The organism is Mycobacterium colombiense, from assembly GCF_003284935.1.
GTDB lineage: Bacteria > Actinomycetota > Actinomycetes > Mycobacteriales > Mycobacteriaceae > Mycobacterium > Mycobacterium arosiense_A.
Window position 1 is genome coordinate 1 of sequence record NZ_QMEV01000049.1, and the last position, 14,898, is coordinate 14,898.

Annotated in this window: 14 protein-coding genes, 1 tRNA gene and 2 pseudogenes; 13 read left to right on the forward strand and 4 right to left on the reverse strand. The window is 67.3% G+C overall.

All coding sequences use genetic code 11. The features are described from left to right. Window positions 1-570: pseudogene (locus DQP57_RS26905) on the forward strand (hypothetical protein); the annotation flags it as partial. Then, window positions 567-1,562: a sensor domain-containing protein gene (locus DQP57_RS19195; protein WP_112634312.1), complete on the forward strand. Its 996-nt coding sequence runs from the start codon at window positions 567-569 to the stop codon at window positions 1,560-1,562. The pseudogene DQP57_RS26905 and the gene DQP57_RS19195, both read left to right, overlap by 4 nt. A 25-nt stretch (window positions 1,563-1,587) precedes the next feature. Here the strand turns inward: DQP57_RS19195 and DQP57_RS19200 are convergent, their stop codons facing one another. After that, window positions 1,588-1,959: a nuclear transport factor 2 family protein gene (locus DQP57_RS19200; protein ID WP_112634313.1), complete on the reverse strand. Its 372-nt coding sequence runs from the start codon at window positions 1,957-1,959 to the stop codon at window positions 1,588-1,590. 33 nt (window positions 1,960-1,992) lie between these two features. Here DQP57_RS19200 and DQP57_RS19205 point away from each other — a divergent pair, with 33 nt between their 5' ends. Together DQP57_RS19205 and DQP57_RS19210 are read left to right on the forward strand one after the other, a co-directional pair. After that, the gene (locus tag DQP57_RS19205; RefSeq protein ID WP_205869165.1) at window positions 1,993-2,562 is read left to right on the forward strand and encodes an NUDIX domain-containing protein; all 570 of its coding nucleotides are present in this window, start codon (window positions 1,993-1,995) and stop codon (window positions 2,560-2,562) included. A 157-nt stretch (window positions 2,563-2,719) separates the two neighbouring features. Next, window positions 2,720-3,145: a hypothetical protein gene (locus DQP57_RS19210; RefSeq protein WP_112634341.1), complete on the forward strand. Its 426-nt coding sequence runs from the start codon at window positions 2,720-2,722 to the stop codon at window positions 3,143-3,145. 35 nt (window positions 3,146-3,180) lie between these two features. Here DQP57_RS19210 and DQP57_RS19215 read toward each other — a convergent pair. Next, window positions 3,181-3,469, reverse strand: a pseudogene (locus DQP57_RS19215) (DUF732 domain-containing protein). Between the two features lie 205 nt (window positions 3,470-3,674). Next, the gene (locus tag DQP57_RS19220; RefSeq protein WP_240631815.1) at window positions 3,675-4,370 is read right to left on the reverse strand and encodes a glycoside hydrolase; all 696 of its coding nucleotides are present in this window, start codon (window positions 4,368-4,370) and stop codon (window positions 3,675-3,677) included. Between the two features lie 86 nt (window positions 4,371-4,456). On the opposite strand from DQP57_RS19220, the gene DQP57_RS19225 reads away from it, so the two are divergent. Continuing rightward, window positions 4,457-4,984, forward strand: coding sequence for a nitroreductase family deazaflavin-dependent oxidoreductase (locus DQP57_RS19225; protein ID WP_112634315.1), 528 nt, complete (start codon window positions 4,457-4,459; stop codon window positions 4,982-4,984). 130 nt (window positions 4,985-5,114) lie between these two features. Further along, window positions 5,115-5,552, forward strand: a complete 438-nt coding sequence (locus tag DQP57_RS19230; protein ID WP_112634343.1) for a VOC family protein — start codon at window positions 5,115-5,117, stop codon at window positions 5,550-5,552. Between the two features lie 58 nt (window positions 5,553-5,610). Here the strand turns inward: DQP57_RS19230 and DQP57_RS19235 are convergent. Further along, window positions 5,611-5,686 (reverse strand) — tRNA-Arg (locus tag DQP57_RS19235). 127 nt (window positions 5,687-5,813) lie between these two features. On the opposite strand from DQP57_RS19235, the gene argS reads away from it, so the two are divergent. The 7 genes from argS to rpmE all read left to right on the forward strand — a co-directional run bounded on the left by argS (window position 5,814) and on the right by rpmE (window position 14,803). Then, the gene (argS, locus tag DQP57_RS19240) at window positions 5,814-7,466 is read left to right on the forward strand and encodes an arginine--tRNA ligase (protein WP_112634316.1); all 1,653 of its coding nucleotides are present in this window, start codon (window positions 5,814-5,816) and stop codon (window positions 7,464-7,466) included. 56 nt (window positions 7,467-7,522) lie between these two features. Next, on the forward strand, window positions 7,523-8,881 hold the full coding sequence (lysA, locus tag DQP57_RS19245) for a diaminopimelate decarboxylase (RefSeq protein WP_205869166.1): 1,359 nt from the start codon (window positions 7,523-7,525) through the stop codon (window positions 8,879-8,881). A 3-nt stretch (window positions 8,882-8,884) separates the two neighbouring features. After that, complete coding sequence (locus DQP57_RS19250; RefSeq protein ID WP_112634318.1) at window positions 8,885-10,210, forward strand: homoserine dehydrogenase; 1,326 nt, start codon at window positions 8,885-8,887, stop codon at window positions 10,208-10,210. Then, complete coding sequence (gene thrC, locus DQP57_RS19255) at window positions 10,207-11,289, forward strand: threonine synthase (RefSeq protein ID WP_112634319.1); 1,083 nt, start codon at window positions 10,207-10,209, stop codon at window positions 11,287-11,289. Before DQP57_RS19250 ends, thrC begins: the two co-directional genes overlap by 4 nt. Window positions 11,290-11,330: 41 nt before the next feature. Continuing rightward, a complete protein-coding gene (thrB, locus tag DQP57_RS19260; protein ID WP_112634344.1) occupies window positions 11,331-12,266 on the forward strand; it encodes a homoserine kinase in 936 nt (311 codons plus the stop codon). A 267-nt stretch (window positions 12,267-12,533) separates the two neighbouring features. Then, window positions 12,534-14,399 (forward strand): transcription termination factor Rho, encoded by a 1,866-nt coding sequence (rho, locus tag DQP57_RS19270; protein WP_112634320.1) that lies wholly within the window; start codon window positions 12,534-12,536, stop codon window positions 14,397-14,399. Window positions 14,400-14,572: 173 nt separating this feature from the next. Further along, the gene (gene rpmE / locus DQP57_RS19275; protein WP_112634321.1) at window positions 14,573-14,803 is read left to right on the forward strand and encodes a 50S ribosomal protein L31; all 231 of its coding nucleotides are present in this window, start codon (window positions 14,573-14,575) and stop codon (window positions 14,801-14,803) included. Window positions 14,804-14,898: the final 95 nt, after the last annotated feature.

Genomic DNA, 14,898 nt, shown 5'->3' on the forward strand with positions numbered 1-14,898 from the left:
GGTGTGTCCCCGGCCACCGTGTTCTTCGGCAGCTACGTGTTCGCCGGCATCGCCGCCCTGCTGGTGGCGGCGGCGATCGCCGTGCTGGTGGCGATTTCGGATTTCCGTGCACGCGGTAGCACGTCGGGCCCGGCGCTGGTCGCCGCGGCCGCCGGATTGATCGTCGTCGCCGCGTTGGTGGTGTCACTGGGTGTGCTCGACGATCGCGGACGCAGCGGGGCCCGAGTCGTGACATGGGTCGTCTGCGGTCTTGGATTAGCCTCGGGCGCAGCGATTTTCGTTGTCGACCCGGGGGAGTCGGTGGCGTGGTTCGATCAGTTGCTGCACGTGGGCGCGGTGGTGACGATCATCGTCTCGGTCGCCGCCGCCGCGTTGCTCGCGCTGCCGGACTCCAACGCGTATTTCCGGCAGAGCGGCCCTAAACCCGTTCCCGCATCGACCTTTCCGCAACACGTCGCCTTTCCGCCACCCGCGCCGCATCAACCCCCGGCGCCTCCGCAACCGCCGGCCGGTTCCGCACCGCCGCCGAGGACGCCCGCGAATGACCCTGACTACGACCCGTTCTCATGACGGCTAGCTGGCCGGGCCCCAGTTGGCCCAATCCGTTCGACCCGGGCGCCCCGCAGCCACCGCCGCCCGCCCCGCCCTCCGAGGAAGTGAACACGCTGGCGACGCTGTCGGTCGTGTTCGCCTTTCTGCTGGCACCGGTGGGAGTCGTGTTGGGGCACTTCGCCCTCAAAGACATTCGTCGGCGGGGTGAGCGCGGCCGCAATCGCGCGCTGGTCGGACTGACGCTGTCGTACGCCTTCACCGTGATCGCCGTGGTGGCGCTGGTGCTGTGGGCGACGCTGGGTGACAAGCAGACTGGCCAGTCGACGGCGCATTCCGGGGGCACCACCGCCGCGGGTGCGGCGAAGCTGAGCGCCAACGCCTCGGCGCCGCCCGAACCGTCGGTGACGGCCGAAGGCCTGCAGTCGCTGGTGCTCACCGGCGAAGACGTCGCCGGTCTCATCAAGGCGCCGGGCATGTACGTCAACAAGACCTGGACGCAAACGCACGAATTGCAGCCCGGTGACAGCTTCGATCCCCCCGAATGCACCGAGGCGGTGTTCAACGGCTTGACGGCGTCCTATCGTGACAGCGGTTATCGCGCCATCTACGGCGTGGACCTGGGCCAGCACACCAACGGTTTCCCGCACGGGGTTTCGGAGTTCGTCGCGACGTTCGACAACGCCGCGGCCGCAAAGGGTTTCGTCACCAAGGCCGTCAACCACATCAACGGTTGCGCCGGCAAGCAATTGACCTACTCGCACGGCGGCATCTCCGGCATCTACAGCGTCGGAACACCGGCGCAGACCGGGCCGGTGACCTCGGTGCGCAGCACCCTGGGGACGGTGCAGGACAACGGGCGGACCACCGATGTCGGCGGCCAGCACACCAGCGCATTGCGGGCCCTGGCGGCCAAGGCCAACGTCGTGGTCGACGTCGACGTCATCGGACGCGATCTCGGCGACGACGCCACCGCCCTCGTGCAGGGCATCCTGGGCCGTATCCCGAGTTGACCAGGCTGCCAACAGATTGGTGGATCTACAAGACCCGAACGTCTGCAGGTGACCAGAACGCGCGCATCGAGGTGATCTTGGCGTCCCCGTCGAACGACATCGTCGAAATGGGCGAGATCCGGGTGCTGCTGTCGCCGGCGTCGAGCGTGAGATGCCACAAGAAGGCGGCTTCGCTGCCGCCGATCCGTATTTCGGCGAGCTCGGTGTCCTTCTTCGCGTCCTGAAATCCCGCATAGAAGGTCCGGATGGCGTCCTTTCCGCGGCGGATGTCGGACCCGATCGGGTCCTCGATGGTGGCGTCGTCGGCGTAGAGCGCCACGATGTCGTCGGCGGTACCCGTGGCGACCAGCGCGAGGTAGCGATTGACGGTCTCGGTGATGGCTTCTGGGGACGGCATGGCTCGGACGCTACTCCTAGCCGTTGCCACCGTATGCGTTGCGGTATTCGCGGCAATACTGGCGGCGTGACTTTTATCGAACGCCTCGCGAGCCGCGAGATCTACCGCAACCAGTGGATGGTGCTGCGTGAGGACGACATCCGCCGCCCGGACGGCAGCCAGGGTATCTACGGCGTCGTCGACAAGCCGGCCTATGCACTCGTGATGCCTTATGACGGGCGCCGCTTCCGGCTGGTCGAGCAGTTTCGCTATCCCCTCGGCGAGCGGCGTTGGGAATTTCCCCAAGGCACCGCTCCCGAATTGGCCGACGCCGAACCGGCCGAGCTCGCCGCGCGCGAGCTACGGGAGGAAACCGGGTTGCGCGCAACGTCGTTCGAGGCGATCGGCCAGCTCGACGTCGCACCGGGAATGACCAGTCAGCGGGGTTGGGTGTTTCTGGCCACCGGGATCGCCGAAGGGGAAGTCGAGCGCGAGCACGAGGAGCAGGACATGCGCAGCGCGTGGTTCTCGCGCGACGAGGTCGAACAGATGATTCGCGAGGGAGTCATCGTCGACGCGCAGTCGGTGGCCGCCTACGCGCTGTTCCTGTTGCGAGCGGGGTGAATCGGCGCGACCGCACCGCGATCGTGTCCGCGCCGAGATCGGGCCGCGTCATCGAACGTCCACCATTGACGCAATGCGGCCGACGTCTCGGGTAGGTGCGGTGCTCACTGCCGTCACCGCGTGGGTCGTGGGCGCATCCGGCGTGTCTGTCCACGCGATGTCGCCATCGTGGAGCGGCAAATATTCATTGGTGAGGTATGCGGCCGGTAAATCCGGCACCAGCGTCGCCGCCAAACAGGCCGAACCGACCTTCAGTGCCGATTACGTCTTCACCACCGCGTGCTCGTCGGGCCGGTGCGTCGCCACCGCCACGAACGGGCCCGCGCCCAAAAACCCGACGTTGCCCCAGCCTTCGCATTACACGTGGGACGGCGCCAAGTGGGTCGAGCGCTTCGACTTCCAATGGGATTGCTATATGGGCGAAGGGATTCCGAAGGTGTGGGCACCGGCACGGTCGTGGGCGTTCTACACACCGCAGGCGGACGGATCGTTGCGTGGCACCTGGCACACCGATATCAGCGGCGGGCCCTGCGGTGGGTCCGTCGAAATGCCGGTGGCGGCGTTCGCCGCCGCGCCGGCATGACGGAGACGCCGTCAGGGCGGCGCCTCAGAGATTGATCAGGGGCAGTAGTTGGATTCCGCCGCGCTCACGATGGCCGTCGCGTCCCCGTAGTTGAAGGAACTGTTCAACCCGGAATGGACATCGGTGGCCAGCTCGTCGGGAGTCTTGCCCGCGGCGCGATCCGAGCAGATGGCATGGCCCAGCGAGATCAGCGTGCCTTCGCCGCCCGGCTGCCACACGACGCCGATCTTCTTCAGTTGACCCAGGTATCCGTCATCGTCGGCGGCGGGCGACCCCGCTACCTGCCGTTAACGCGGCAGCAACGACCGCCGGAATACACAACATGCGCAGCCCGCAAACAGCCTTCATCTCGGCTCCTTCTCTTTAGGGATGGTGATAACGGGCTCATTATGCGGCGCACCGCCTGCGATTGCGCGGCGAACAGCAAAAGCTGGCAAGCCATCACTGGGCAACTATGTCCTGCATCAGCAATCGAAGGCGATTGCCGTGGCAACCAACTCAAACCCGGTGCCGGGTGGTGCCCGGCGGATCAGTCCGGCGGAGCTGGGGTCATCGAGGCGATGTAATAGGTTTCGTGCCCGCTCGGGTAGCCGCCCCCGCCGGTCGCGATATGGACGTGGTCGTAGTGGTCGGCGGTCTCCGAACCCAGGTCGGCCATCCAGTTGCCACCGCCGACGCCCGGGTAGATCTTCTGTCGCCAGATCACGTGGTTGATGCCCCATCGTTTCGCGTTCGCCAGGGCGTAACCGGCGATCTGGTTGCCGAGCTCGATGCCTTCGGGGGAGTGGTAATTCGGGATCATCACGTCGATCGCCAGCCCGTTGGGATGCCACGGCAACGGGTCCTCGCGGTAGCCGTAGATGGTCTTGATCTGGGGGAAGAGCACGGTGATGACGCGGGCCGCCCAGATGGTCTTGACCTGCAACCGTTCTTCGGATCCCACGCTGTGCGGCAAGGCGAGCTGGAATTGCTGGCCGGCGGACGGGGCCGGCGGTGCCAGGGCCGTCAGCGACTCGATCTCGGCCGGGCTGGCCGGGCGCGGCGCGCTGGCGGGCGGCACAGGCGCCGTCGCGCTGGGGGTGATCGGACCCGGCGCCGCCGCGGGCGTTTCGACACAGCAGCGCGTCTTGGTGCCCTGCGCGTGGATCATGGCCGCGGAGACGACGAGCGACGCCGCGATCGCCAGCCATCGCCCCCGCCCGTTCGCGAACACCTTCACGGCCACGACCAGCAGCTTAATGTCGTCTGTGACGCGTGGGGCCCGTTTTCACGTTGCTTGTCCAGCGCGGGCGAGCGGACCAGAATGACACCATGGCCGGGCGGTCGTTCGACGATGCGAATGCCTTTCACCGAACGATGCGCCGCTTCGCGTCGACGACCGTGGGCGCGGCGCTATTGCGCCCGACGGCACACCACCTCGACCGCCTCGTCGCCAAGGCCACCGGAGGACGGAAAAGCTTCGCCGAGGTCGCGACTGGCATCCCGGCGGTCTTGCTCACCACCACGGGCGCCAAATCCGGTGCGTCGCGCACCGTCGCCGTGTACGGGATCCCGCATCCGGACGGCCTGGCCCTCATTGCGTCCAACTTCGGCGGCAGCAAGCATCCGGCCTGGTACCACAATCTCAAGGCCCACCCGGAAGCGACGGTCACGATCGGCCGTGACACCTGGAATGCCACCGCGCGGCTCGCGACGCCACGGGAGCGCGACGAGATCTGGGCCAAAGGACTCGAGCTGTATCCCGGCTGGCGGAAGTACGAGGTGCGGGCGAAAGATCGACACATCGAGGCGTTCGTGCTGACACGAAGCTCTCAACACACACAGGGGTCGGCCTCATGACACGGCGACACAGGCAAGTCGACCGGACGTGAAGCCGAGGTCGGGCCACCCGAGAAGCCGGGGTGGGGCGACCGACCGCCGGCGTGAACTAGGTCGGCCGTGAGAGGCCCCGCTCGATACGATGCACCGCATGGCCATCAAACTCGAGAACGTCGGCATCGCCGTGCGTGACCTCGAAGCAACGATCGCGTTCTTCACCGATCTTGGTCTCACGGTCGTCGGCCGCGACACCGTCCGCTGCGAGTGGACCGACACTGCCGTCGGCCTCGATGGCAACCACGCAAACATTGCGATGCTTCAGACGCCGGACGGTCATGGACGCCTCGAGCTCTTCGAGTACATCCATCCCAAAGCGATTGAGTCGAAGCCCACTCGTCCCAACGAGATCGGCATGCACCGCGTCGCGTTCTCGGTTGATGACCTCGACAAAGCCCTCGAAATTGCCGCGAGGCACGGCTGCCGTCCGCTTCGTGGCGTGGCGACTTACGAGGACGCCTACAAGCTCACCTACGTCCGCGGTCCCAGCGACATCCTTGTGATGCTCGCCGAGGACCTGAAGAAGGCCTAACGGCCGATCCCACTGGGGGTGTGGCTAGACCTTCGTCGAGGTCAGGCGGTGTTTTGCGTGGTGCCCCCGGCAGGATTCGAACCTGCGGCCTTCTGCTCCGGAGGCAGACGCTCTATCCCCTGAGCTACGGGGGCGCACCGACATACCTGTTGCGCCATGGGGCTTTCGAACAAGCACGGACAGACTAACGCATCCAAGCGGCCACCCTGCCACCGCAATGGATTCGGGGTGGGAGCACCCCAGCCAATAGGATGGACGCTCGTGACCCCCGCTGACCTGGCTGAGCTGCTCAGAACCACCGCCGCCGCGGTGCTCGCCGAGCGCGGGCTCGACGCTGCCGCGTTGCCGCCGACCGTCACCGTGGAGCGTCCCCGCAATCCCGAGCACGGCGATTACGCCAGCAACCTGGCGCTGCAGCTGGGTAAGAAGGTCGGCGCCAACCCCCGTGAGCTGGCCGGATGGCTCGCCGAGGCGCTGGCCCGGGCCGACGGCATCGCGTCGGCGGAGGTGGCCGGACCGGGCTTCATCAACCTGCGCCTCGAGGCGTCGGCGCAGGCCGTCGTCGTCACCAACGTGATCGACGCCGGCGACCGCTTCGGCCATTCGGACGGCTTGGCCGGGCGCAACATCAACCTCGAATTCGTGTCGGCCAACCCGACCGGGCCGATCCACATCGGCGGCACCCGCTGGGCCGCCGTCGGCGACGCGCTGGGCCGGCTGCTCACCACGCAGGGGGCCGCCGTCACCCGCGAATACTATTTCAACGACCACGGCGCCCAGATCGACCGATTCGCCAGCTCGCTGATCGCCGCGGCCAAGGGCGACCCCACCCCGGAGGACGGGTACGCGGGCGCCTACATCAACGACATCGCGGCTCAGGTGTTGCGCAAGGCGCCCGACGCGCTGAGCCTGCCCGACGGCGAAATGCGGGAGACCTTCCGCGAAATCGGCGTCGACCTGATGTTCACCCATATCAAGGAGTCGTTGCACGAGTTCGGCACCGACTTCGACGTCTACACCCACGAAGACTCGATGCACACCAAGGGCCTGGTCGAGGAAGCCATCGCCAAACTGCGCGAAACGGGCAACATCTACGAGAAGGACGGCGCAACGTGGTTGCGCACCAGCGCCTTTGGCGACGACAAGGACCGTGTCGTCATCAAGAGCGACGGCAAGCCAGCCTACATCGCCGGTGACATCGCCTACTACCTGGACAAGCGCCAGCGCGGCTTCGACCTGGCCATCTACATGCTCGGGGCCGACCACCACGGTTACATCGCCCGGCTCAAGGCGGTGGCGGCGGCGTTTGGCGACGACCCCGCGGCCGTCGAGGTGCTCATCGGCCAGATGGTCAACCTGGTCCGCGACGGCCAGCCGGTCCGGATGAGCAAGCGGGCCGGAACGGTGATCACGCTGGACGACCTGGTGGAGGCGATCGGCGTCGACGCCGCGCGCTACAGCCTGATTCGTTCCTCCGTCGACACCCCGATCGACATCGACCTTGCGTTGTGGTCGTCGGCGTCCAACGAAAACCCGGTCTACTACGTGCAATACGCGCATGCCCGGCTCTCGGCGCTGGCCCGCAACGCCGCCGAGCTCGGCCTGATCCCCAACACCGGCCACCTCGAGCTGCTCAGCCACGACAAGGAGGGGACGCTGCTGCGGACCCTCGGCGAATTCCCGCGAGTGCTCGGCACCGCGGCGACCTTGCGCGAACCCCACCGGGTGTGCCGGTACCTGGAAGACCTCGCCGGCGACTACCACCGGTTCTACGACTCGTGCCGTGTCTTGCCGCAGGGCGACGAGCAACCGACCGACCTGCACACCGCGCGCCTGGCGCTGTGCCAGGCCACCCGCCAGGTGATCGCCAACGGTCTGGCGATTCTGGGCGTCACCGCTCCGGAGCGAATGTGAACGTTCATCCCGCCGGTCCTCGGCACGCCGAAGAGACCCGCCACGCCGAGAGCCCGCTGCGGCCGCAATCCCCCGAGGAGTTGCTCCTGCTGGCGCCGAACGTATGGCCGCGCAGCACCGTTCGCAACGACGATGGGGTCGCCAGCATCGCGGGCGTCGCGGTGACCGACCTCGCCCAGGAGTACGGCACCCCGCTATTCGTCATCGACGAGGACGACTTTCGGTCCCGCTGTCGCGAGATCGCGTCGGCCTTCGGTGGCGGCAAGAACGTGCACTATGCCGCCAAGGCGTTCCTGTGCAGCGAGATCGCGCGCTGGATCGACAAAGAAGGGCTGTCGCTCGACGTCTGCACCGGCGGTGAGCTGGCCGTCGCGTTGCACGCGAACTTCCCGCCGGAGCGAATCACCTTCCACGGCAACAACAAATCCGTCTCCGAGCTGACGGCGGCGGTCAAAGCCGGTGTCGGCCATGTCGTTTTGGACTCGATGCTCGAGATCGAGCGTCTCGATGCCATCGCGGCGGAGGCCGGCATCGTCCAGGACGTCTTCGTTCGTCTCACGGTCGGTGTCGAGGCGCACACCCACGAGTTCATCTCCACCGCACACGAGGACCAGAAGTTCGGCCTGTCGTTGGCCAGCGGTGCGGCCCTGGACGCCGTGGGCAAGGTGTTCGAGACGCAGCACCTGCGGCTGGTGGGTCTGCACAGTCACATCGGGTCGCAGATCTTCGACGTCGCCGGCTTCGAAATCGCCGCGCGCCGGGTCATCGGCCTGCTGCACGACGCCGTGGAACGGTTCGGTGTCGACAAGGCCGCACAGATCTCTACCGTGGATCTCGGTGGGGGGCTTGGTATCTCGTACATCGCCGCCGACGATCCGCCGCCGATGGATGAGTTGGCCGCCAAGCTGGGTGCGATCGTGCGGAACGAGTCGGCGGCCGTCGGGCTGCCGACCCCACGGCTGGTGGTCGAGCCCGGGCGCGCGATCGCCGGGCCCGGCACCATCACGCTCTACGAGGTGGGCACCGTCAAAGACGTCGACGTGAGCGCCACCGCACACCGGCGCTACGTCAGCGTCGACGGCGGCATGAGCGACAACATCCGCACCGCGCTCTATGACGCGCAGTACGACGCCCGGCTGGTCTCACGGCTCAGCGATGCGCCGGCGGAGCTGGCCCGCATCGTCGGAAAGCATTGCGAGAGCGGCGATATCGTGGTGCGCGACACCTGGGTTCCCGGCGATCTGCGGCCCGGCGATCTCATCGGGGTGGCCGCCACCGGCGCCTACTGCTATTCCTTGTCGAGTCGCTACAACATGATCTGCCGTCCCGCCGTCGTCGCGGTTCGCGACGGCCGCGCGCGTCTGGTCCTGCGTCGCGAGACGGTCGACGATCTCCTGAGTCTGGAAGTGAGGTGAACTGTGCCCCGTGACGAAAAGCCGGTCGGCGTAGCGGTACTCGGATTGGGCAACGTCGGCAGCGAAGTTGTCCGGATCATCGAGGACAGCGCCGATGACCTCGCCGCCCGTGTCGGCGCGCCCCTGGTGTTGCGCGGCGTCGGAGTGCGCCGCGTCGCCGACGACCGGGGTGTCCCCGTCGAGCTGCTCACCGACGACATCGAAGAGCTCGCCGCGCGCGACGACGTCGACATCGTCGTGGAACTGATGGGGCCGGTGGAACCGGCGCGCAAGGCCATCCTGTGCGCGCTCGAGCACGGTAAATCGGTCGTCACGGCGAACAAGGCGCTGCTGGCCACCTCCACGGGTGAACTGGCGCAGGCCGCCGAAAGCGCGCACGTGGACCTGTATTTCGAGGCGGCCGTCGCCGGCGCCATCCCGGTCATCCGCCCGCTCACGCAGTCGCTGGCCGGTGACACGGTGCTGCGGGTGGCCGGGATCGTCAACGGCACCACCAATTACATCTTGTCCGCGATGGACAGCACCGGCGCCGACTACGACACCGCGCTGGCCGAAGCCGGCGCGCTGGGCTACGCCGAGGCCGACCCCACCGCCGACGTCGAGGGCTACGACGCGGCGGCCAAGGCCGCGATTCTGGCGTCCATCGCCTTTCACACCCGGGTGACCGCCGACGACGTCTACCGGGAGGGCATCACCAAGGTCACCCCGGCCGACTTCGAGTCGGCCCGTGCCCTCGGCTGCACCATCAAGCTGCTGTCCATCTGCGAGCGCATCACGACCGACGGTGGCCAAGAGCGGGTTTCGGCGCGCGTCTATCCGGCGCTGGTGCCGCTCTCGCACCCGCTGGCCACCGTCAACGGCGCGTTCAACGCGGTGGTGGTCGAGGCCAAGGCCTCCGGCCGGCTGATGTTCTACGGCCAGGGCGCCGGCGGGGCGCCGACGGCCTCCGCGGTGGCCGGCGACATGGTGATGGCCGCACGCAACCGGGTGCTGGGCAGCCGCGGGCCGAAGGAATCCAAGTACGCCCAACTTCCGATCGCACCAATGGGTTTCATCTCCACGCGCTATTACGTCAGCATGAATGTCGCCGACAAGCCCGGCGTGCTGTCCTCGGTCGCGGCCGAATTCGCCAAGCGCGAGGTGAGCATCGCCGAAGTTCGTCAGGAAGGCGTCGCGGACGAGGGCGGCCGGCGGGTGGGCGCCCGCATCGTCGTGGTCACCCACCGCGCCACGGATGCCGCGCTCTCCGAAACCGTGGAGGCGCTGGCCGATTTGGATGTCGTGCAGAGCGTGACCAGCGTGCTGCGACTGGAAGGGACCACCCTATGAGCGCCCCGCGCACCGCCGTCCACAAACCGTGGCCGGGTCTCATCGAGGCATACCGGGACCGGTTACCCGTGGGCGACGACTGGACCCCGGTCACCCTGCTCGAGGGCGGTACCCCGCTGATCGCGGCGGGCCGGATCTCGGAAAAGACCGGCTGCAACGTGCATCTGAAGGTCGAAGGCCTCAATCCCACCGGCTCCTTCAAGGACCGGGGCATGACGATGGCGGTCACCGATGCGCTGGCGCGCGGCCAGCAGGCGGTGCTGTGCGCGTCGACCGGAAACACCTCGGCGTCCGCGGCGGCCTACGCGGCGCGCGCCGGCATCACCTGCGCGGTGCTCATACCGCAGGGCAAGATCGCGATGGGCAAGCTGGCGCAGGCGGTGATGCACGGCGCCAAGATCATTCAGATCGACGGCAACTTCGACGACTGCCTGGAGTTGGCCCGCAAGATGGCCGCCGATTTTCCGACAATCGCGTTGGTCAACTCGGTCAACCCGGTGCGCATCGAGGGTCAGAAGACGGCGGCGTTCGAGATCGTCGACGCGCTGGGAACCGCGCCCGACGTGCACGCCCTACCGGTCGGCAACGCGGGCAACATCACCGCGTACTGGAAGGGATACACCGAGTATCACCACGAAGGCTTGATCGAGAAGTTGCCGCGCATGCTGGGCACCCAGGCGGCCGGTGCGGCCCCGCTGGTGCACGGCGCGCCGGTCAAGAACCCGGAGACCATCGCGACCGCGATCCGCATCGGCGCGCCCGCCTCGTGGACGGCGGCCGTCGACGCGCAGCAGCAATCGAATGGCCGCTTCCTGGCCGCGACCGACGAAGAGATCCTGGCCGCCTACCACCTGGTGGCCGAGTCCGAGGGCGTGTTCGTCGAACCCGCCTCGGCGGCCAGCATCGCCGGGCTGCTCAAGGCCGTCGACGACGGCTGGGTGGCCCGCGGGTCGACGGTCGTGTGCACGGTGACCGGCAACGGCCTCAAGGACCCCGACACCGCGCTGCGGGACATGCCGACCGTGACCCCGCTGCCGGTGGATCCCGTCCTGGTGGTCGAAAAGCTGGGGCTGGCCTGACACATGTGCGCGCTCGCGACGAAGGGCTGTTGATGACCCCGATGCTGCCCGTCGGGCTGGTGGCCAGCGCCGTGGTGTCGGCGTCCAGCGCCAACCTCGGCCCCGGCTTCGACAGCATCGGGCTGGCGTTGAGCCTGTACGACGAAATCATCGTCGAGACAACCGATTCCGGCTTGGTTGTGCTGGTCGAAGGCGAGGGAGCGGGCCAGCTGCCCGTCGGCCCGGAACACCTGGTGGTGCGCGCCCTGGAATGTGGGCTGCGTGCGGTCGGGGTTCGCGCACCGGGTCTGGTGGTGCGTTGCCGCAACGCCATCCCGCATTCGCGCGGCCTCGGTTCCTCGGCGGCCGCGGTGGTCGGTGGCCTGGCTGCCGCTAACGGCCTTGTCGCACAGACGGATTGGAACCCGCTCAGCGATACCCAACTGATTCAGCTGTCCTCGGAGTTCGAGGGTCATCCCGACAACGCGGCGGCCGCCGTCCTGGGCGGTGCGGTGGTGTCGTGGGTGGACCGCGGTGGCGATCGCCCCCAGTACGCTGCGGTGCCGCTGCGACTGCACCCCGACATCCGTCTGTATTCCGCGATTCCCGAGGAACGCTCGCTCACCGCGGAGACCCGCGTGCTGCTGCCCGCGCAGGTCAGCCACGAGGACGCCCGCTTCAACGTCAGCCGGACGGCGTTGCTGGTAGTAGCGCTCACCGAGCGCCCCGACCTGCTCATGGCGGCAACCGAAGACGTGCTGCACCAGCCGCAGCGCGCACCGGCCATGCCGGCCTCGGCGGAATATTTGCGGCTGCTGCGGCGTCACAATGTTGCGACGACTCTCTCCGGGGCCGGACCATCGTTGATCGCGCTGACCACGGCGTCGGAGTTGCCTGCGGAAGTGGCGGAGTACGGGGCGGCGCACGGATTTGCCATCACCAAAATGACGGCTGGCGAACCTGTTCGCTGGAACCCGGGGGTCACCGTCGTCGGTTGATCCACGGCGTGGCCGGAGGGTTTGCTTGCTTCCGACAGGGATGGGGGCTATCCTCGGAGCCGTCCAGCAATCGCAGCATCTGCATCTGCATCCATACTGCCTTGCCGCTAGGACAACACCAATTCTTCTTGTGGACGAGGTTCGCCGTTTACTCCGCCGATCCAGGCGATCACCGTTGCAGAGTCGATGATTGGGCGCACTCGGCAATTTGCCTGAATGCAACGAACCCCCCGTATGACCTGATCAGCGGGGGAAGAAAGGAAATCCGTGACTGATACGGACCTGTTCACGGCTGGCGAAAACACTGACGCCAATCAACTGTCGAATGCCGTGACCACTGACACTCCAGACGCGAAACCCGCCGTCTCGGGAGGTGCGCTGTCCACGATGGTGCTGCCCGAACTGCGCGCGCTGGCCAATCAAGTTGGCGTCAAAGGGACGTCGGGCATGCGTAAGAACGAACTGATCGCCGCGATCAAAGAAGTCCGGGCACAGGCCAACGGCGTTCCCGCCAACGGCACCAAGTCCGCAGAGGACAGCGGCAAGTCGGACAGCAACGACAACGCCAAGAACGGCACCGACGGCGCCGAGGCACCGGCCGCCAAGGGCGACCAGAACGGCGCGAGCACCGAGGCGCCCCGCCGCGAACGACGCGGCGCTTCCCGCGAGGCCGGTTCGGCCGGGCGCGGCAACGACGAGGCCGACCGCGAGGGCGCAGGCGACCGTGAGGGCGCAGCCACCGGTGAGGCCGAGCGTCGCGAGAAACCTAAAAACGACAACCAGAACGACGACCGCGGCCAGGGCGGCGGCGGCAACGACCAGGATCAGAACTCCGGTGGCCAGCAGGGCCGCGGCGGCTCGAACCAGCAGGACGACGACGGCGAGGGCCGTCAGGGCCGGCGGGGACGCCGGTTCCGCGACCGTGACCGTCGTCGCCGGGGTGAGCGCTCCGGCGAGGGTGGTGACACCGAGCTGCGTGAGGACGACGTCGTTCAGCCGGTAGCCGGCATCCTTGACGTCCTCGACAATTACGCGTTCGTGCGCACCTCCGGTTATTTGGCCGGTCCCCACGACGTCTACGTGTCGATGAACATGGTGCGCAAGAACGGCCTTCGCCGCGGCGACGCCGTCACCGGCGCGGTCCGCGTGCCGAAGGAAGGTGAACAGCCCAACCAGCGGCAAAAGTTCAACCCGTTGGTGCGCCTGGACAGCATCAACGGCGGCTCGGTCGAGGACGCCAAAAAGCGTCCCGACTTCTCCAAGCTGACACCGTTGTACCCCAACCAGCGCCTGCGTCTCGAGACCACGCCCGACCGGCTGACCACCCGGGTCATCGACCTGATCATGCCGATCGGCAAGGGCCAGCGCGCGCTGATCGTGTCGCCGCCCAAGGCCGGTAAGACGACGATCCTGCAGGACATCGCCAACGCGATCACCAAGAACAACCCGGAATGCCACCTCATGGTCGTGCTCGTCGACGAGCGGCCCGAAGAGGTCACCGACATGACCCGCTCGGTCAAAGGAGAGGTCATCGCCTCGACCTTCGACCGGCCGCCGACGGACCACACGGCGGTCGCCGAGCTTGCCATTGAGCGCGCCAAGCGCCTGGTCGAGCAGGGCAAGGACGTCGTCGTGCTGCTGGACTCGATCACCCGCCTGGGCCGCGCCTACAACAACGCGTCGCCTGCGTCGGGCCGGATCCTGTCCGGTGGTGTCGACTCCACCGCGCTGTATCCGCCCAAGCGGTTCCTGGGCGCTGCCCGCAATATCGAGGAAGGCGGGTCGCTGACCATCATCGCCACCGCGATGGTCGAGACCGGGTCCACCGGTGACACGGTCATCTTCGAGGAGTTCAAGGGCACCGGTAACGCCGAGCTCAAGCTGGATCGCAAGATCTCCGAGCGCCGGGTCTTCCCCGCGGTCGACGTCAACCCGTCGGGCACCCGCAAGGACGAGCTGCTGCTCTCGCCGGACGAGTTCGGCATCGTGCACAAGCTGCGCCGCGTGCTGTCGGGGCTGGACTCGCATCAGGCCATCGACCTGCTGATGTCGCAGCTGCGCAAGACGAAGAACAACTACGAGTTCCTGGTCCAGGTGTCCAAGACGACCCCTGGGGCGATGGACAACGACTAGGGGGACGGTCGCTCACCGCGACACTTAAACCACGCACCCGACACGCCGGTGGCCATCGCCGTGATTTAAGTTTCGGCGCAACCGCCCCGGGAATGGCGGAGCCTATCCCGCTGTTTTGGGGACATGGCGGTTGACCCGGCATAATCGACGCGGACACGATCGAAGAGGACATCATGAAAGCTGACATTCACCCCTCCTACGCGGAGACCACGGTGCTCTGCGGGTGTGGCAACACGTTCCAGACGCGCAGCACCAAGGACGGCGGCCACATCACCGTCGAGGTGTGCTCGCAGTGCCATCCCTTCTACACCGGCAAGCAGAAGATCCTGGACAGCGGTGGCCGGGTGGCGCGTTTCGAGAAGCGGTACGGCAAGCGCACCGCCGGAGCCGCTGCCGACAAATAGCTCGGTTACCGACGCCCGAACTGTGCGAGTCGTCGCACGGGCCGGGCGTCGGTTTGCGTTTGCGGCAATGACGGGCACAACGGGGCAGGAGGTAG

What these genes read in the sequence shown, in the direction of transcription:
- DQP57_RS19195 (WP_112634312.1), top strand. Translation starts at nt 567, where the DNA reads ATGACGGCTAGCTGGCCGGGCCCCAGTTGGCCCAATCCGTTCGACCCG.
- DQP57_RS19200 (WP_112634313.1), bottom strand. Translation starts at nt 1,959, where the DNA reads ATGCCGTCCCCAGAAGCCATCACCGAGACCGTCAATCGCTACCTCGCG.
- DQP57_RS19205 (WP_205869165.1), top strand. Translation starts at nt 1,993, where the DNA reads ATGCGTTGCGGTATTCGCGGCAATACTGGCGGCGTGACTTTTATCGAA.
- DQP57_RS19210 (WP_112634341.1), top strand. Translation starts at nt 2,720, where the DNA reads ATGTCGCCATCGTGGAGCGGCAAATATTCATTGGTGAGGTATGCGGCC.
- DQP57_RS19225 (WP_112634315.1), top strand. Translation starts at nt 4,457, where the DNA reads ATGGCCGGGCGGTCGTTCGACGATGCGAATGCCTTTCACCGAACGATG.
- DQP57_RS19230 (WP_112634343.1), top strand. Translation starts at nt 5,115, where the DNA reads ATGGCCATCAAACTCGAGAACGTCGGCATCGCCGTGCGTGACCTCGAA.
- thrC (WP_112634319.1), top strand. Translation starts at nt 10,207, where the DNA reads ATGAGCGCCCCGCGCACCGCCGTCCACAAACCGTGGCCGGGTCTCATC.
- thrB (WP_112634344.1), top strand. Translation starts at nt 11,331, where the DNA reads ATGCTGCCCGTCGGGCTGGTGGCCAGCGCCGTGGTGTCGGCGTCCAGC.
- rpmE (WP_112634321.1), top strand. Translation starts at nt 14,573, where the DNA reads ATGAAAGCTGACATTCACCCCTCCTACGCGGAGACCACGGTGCTCTGC.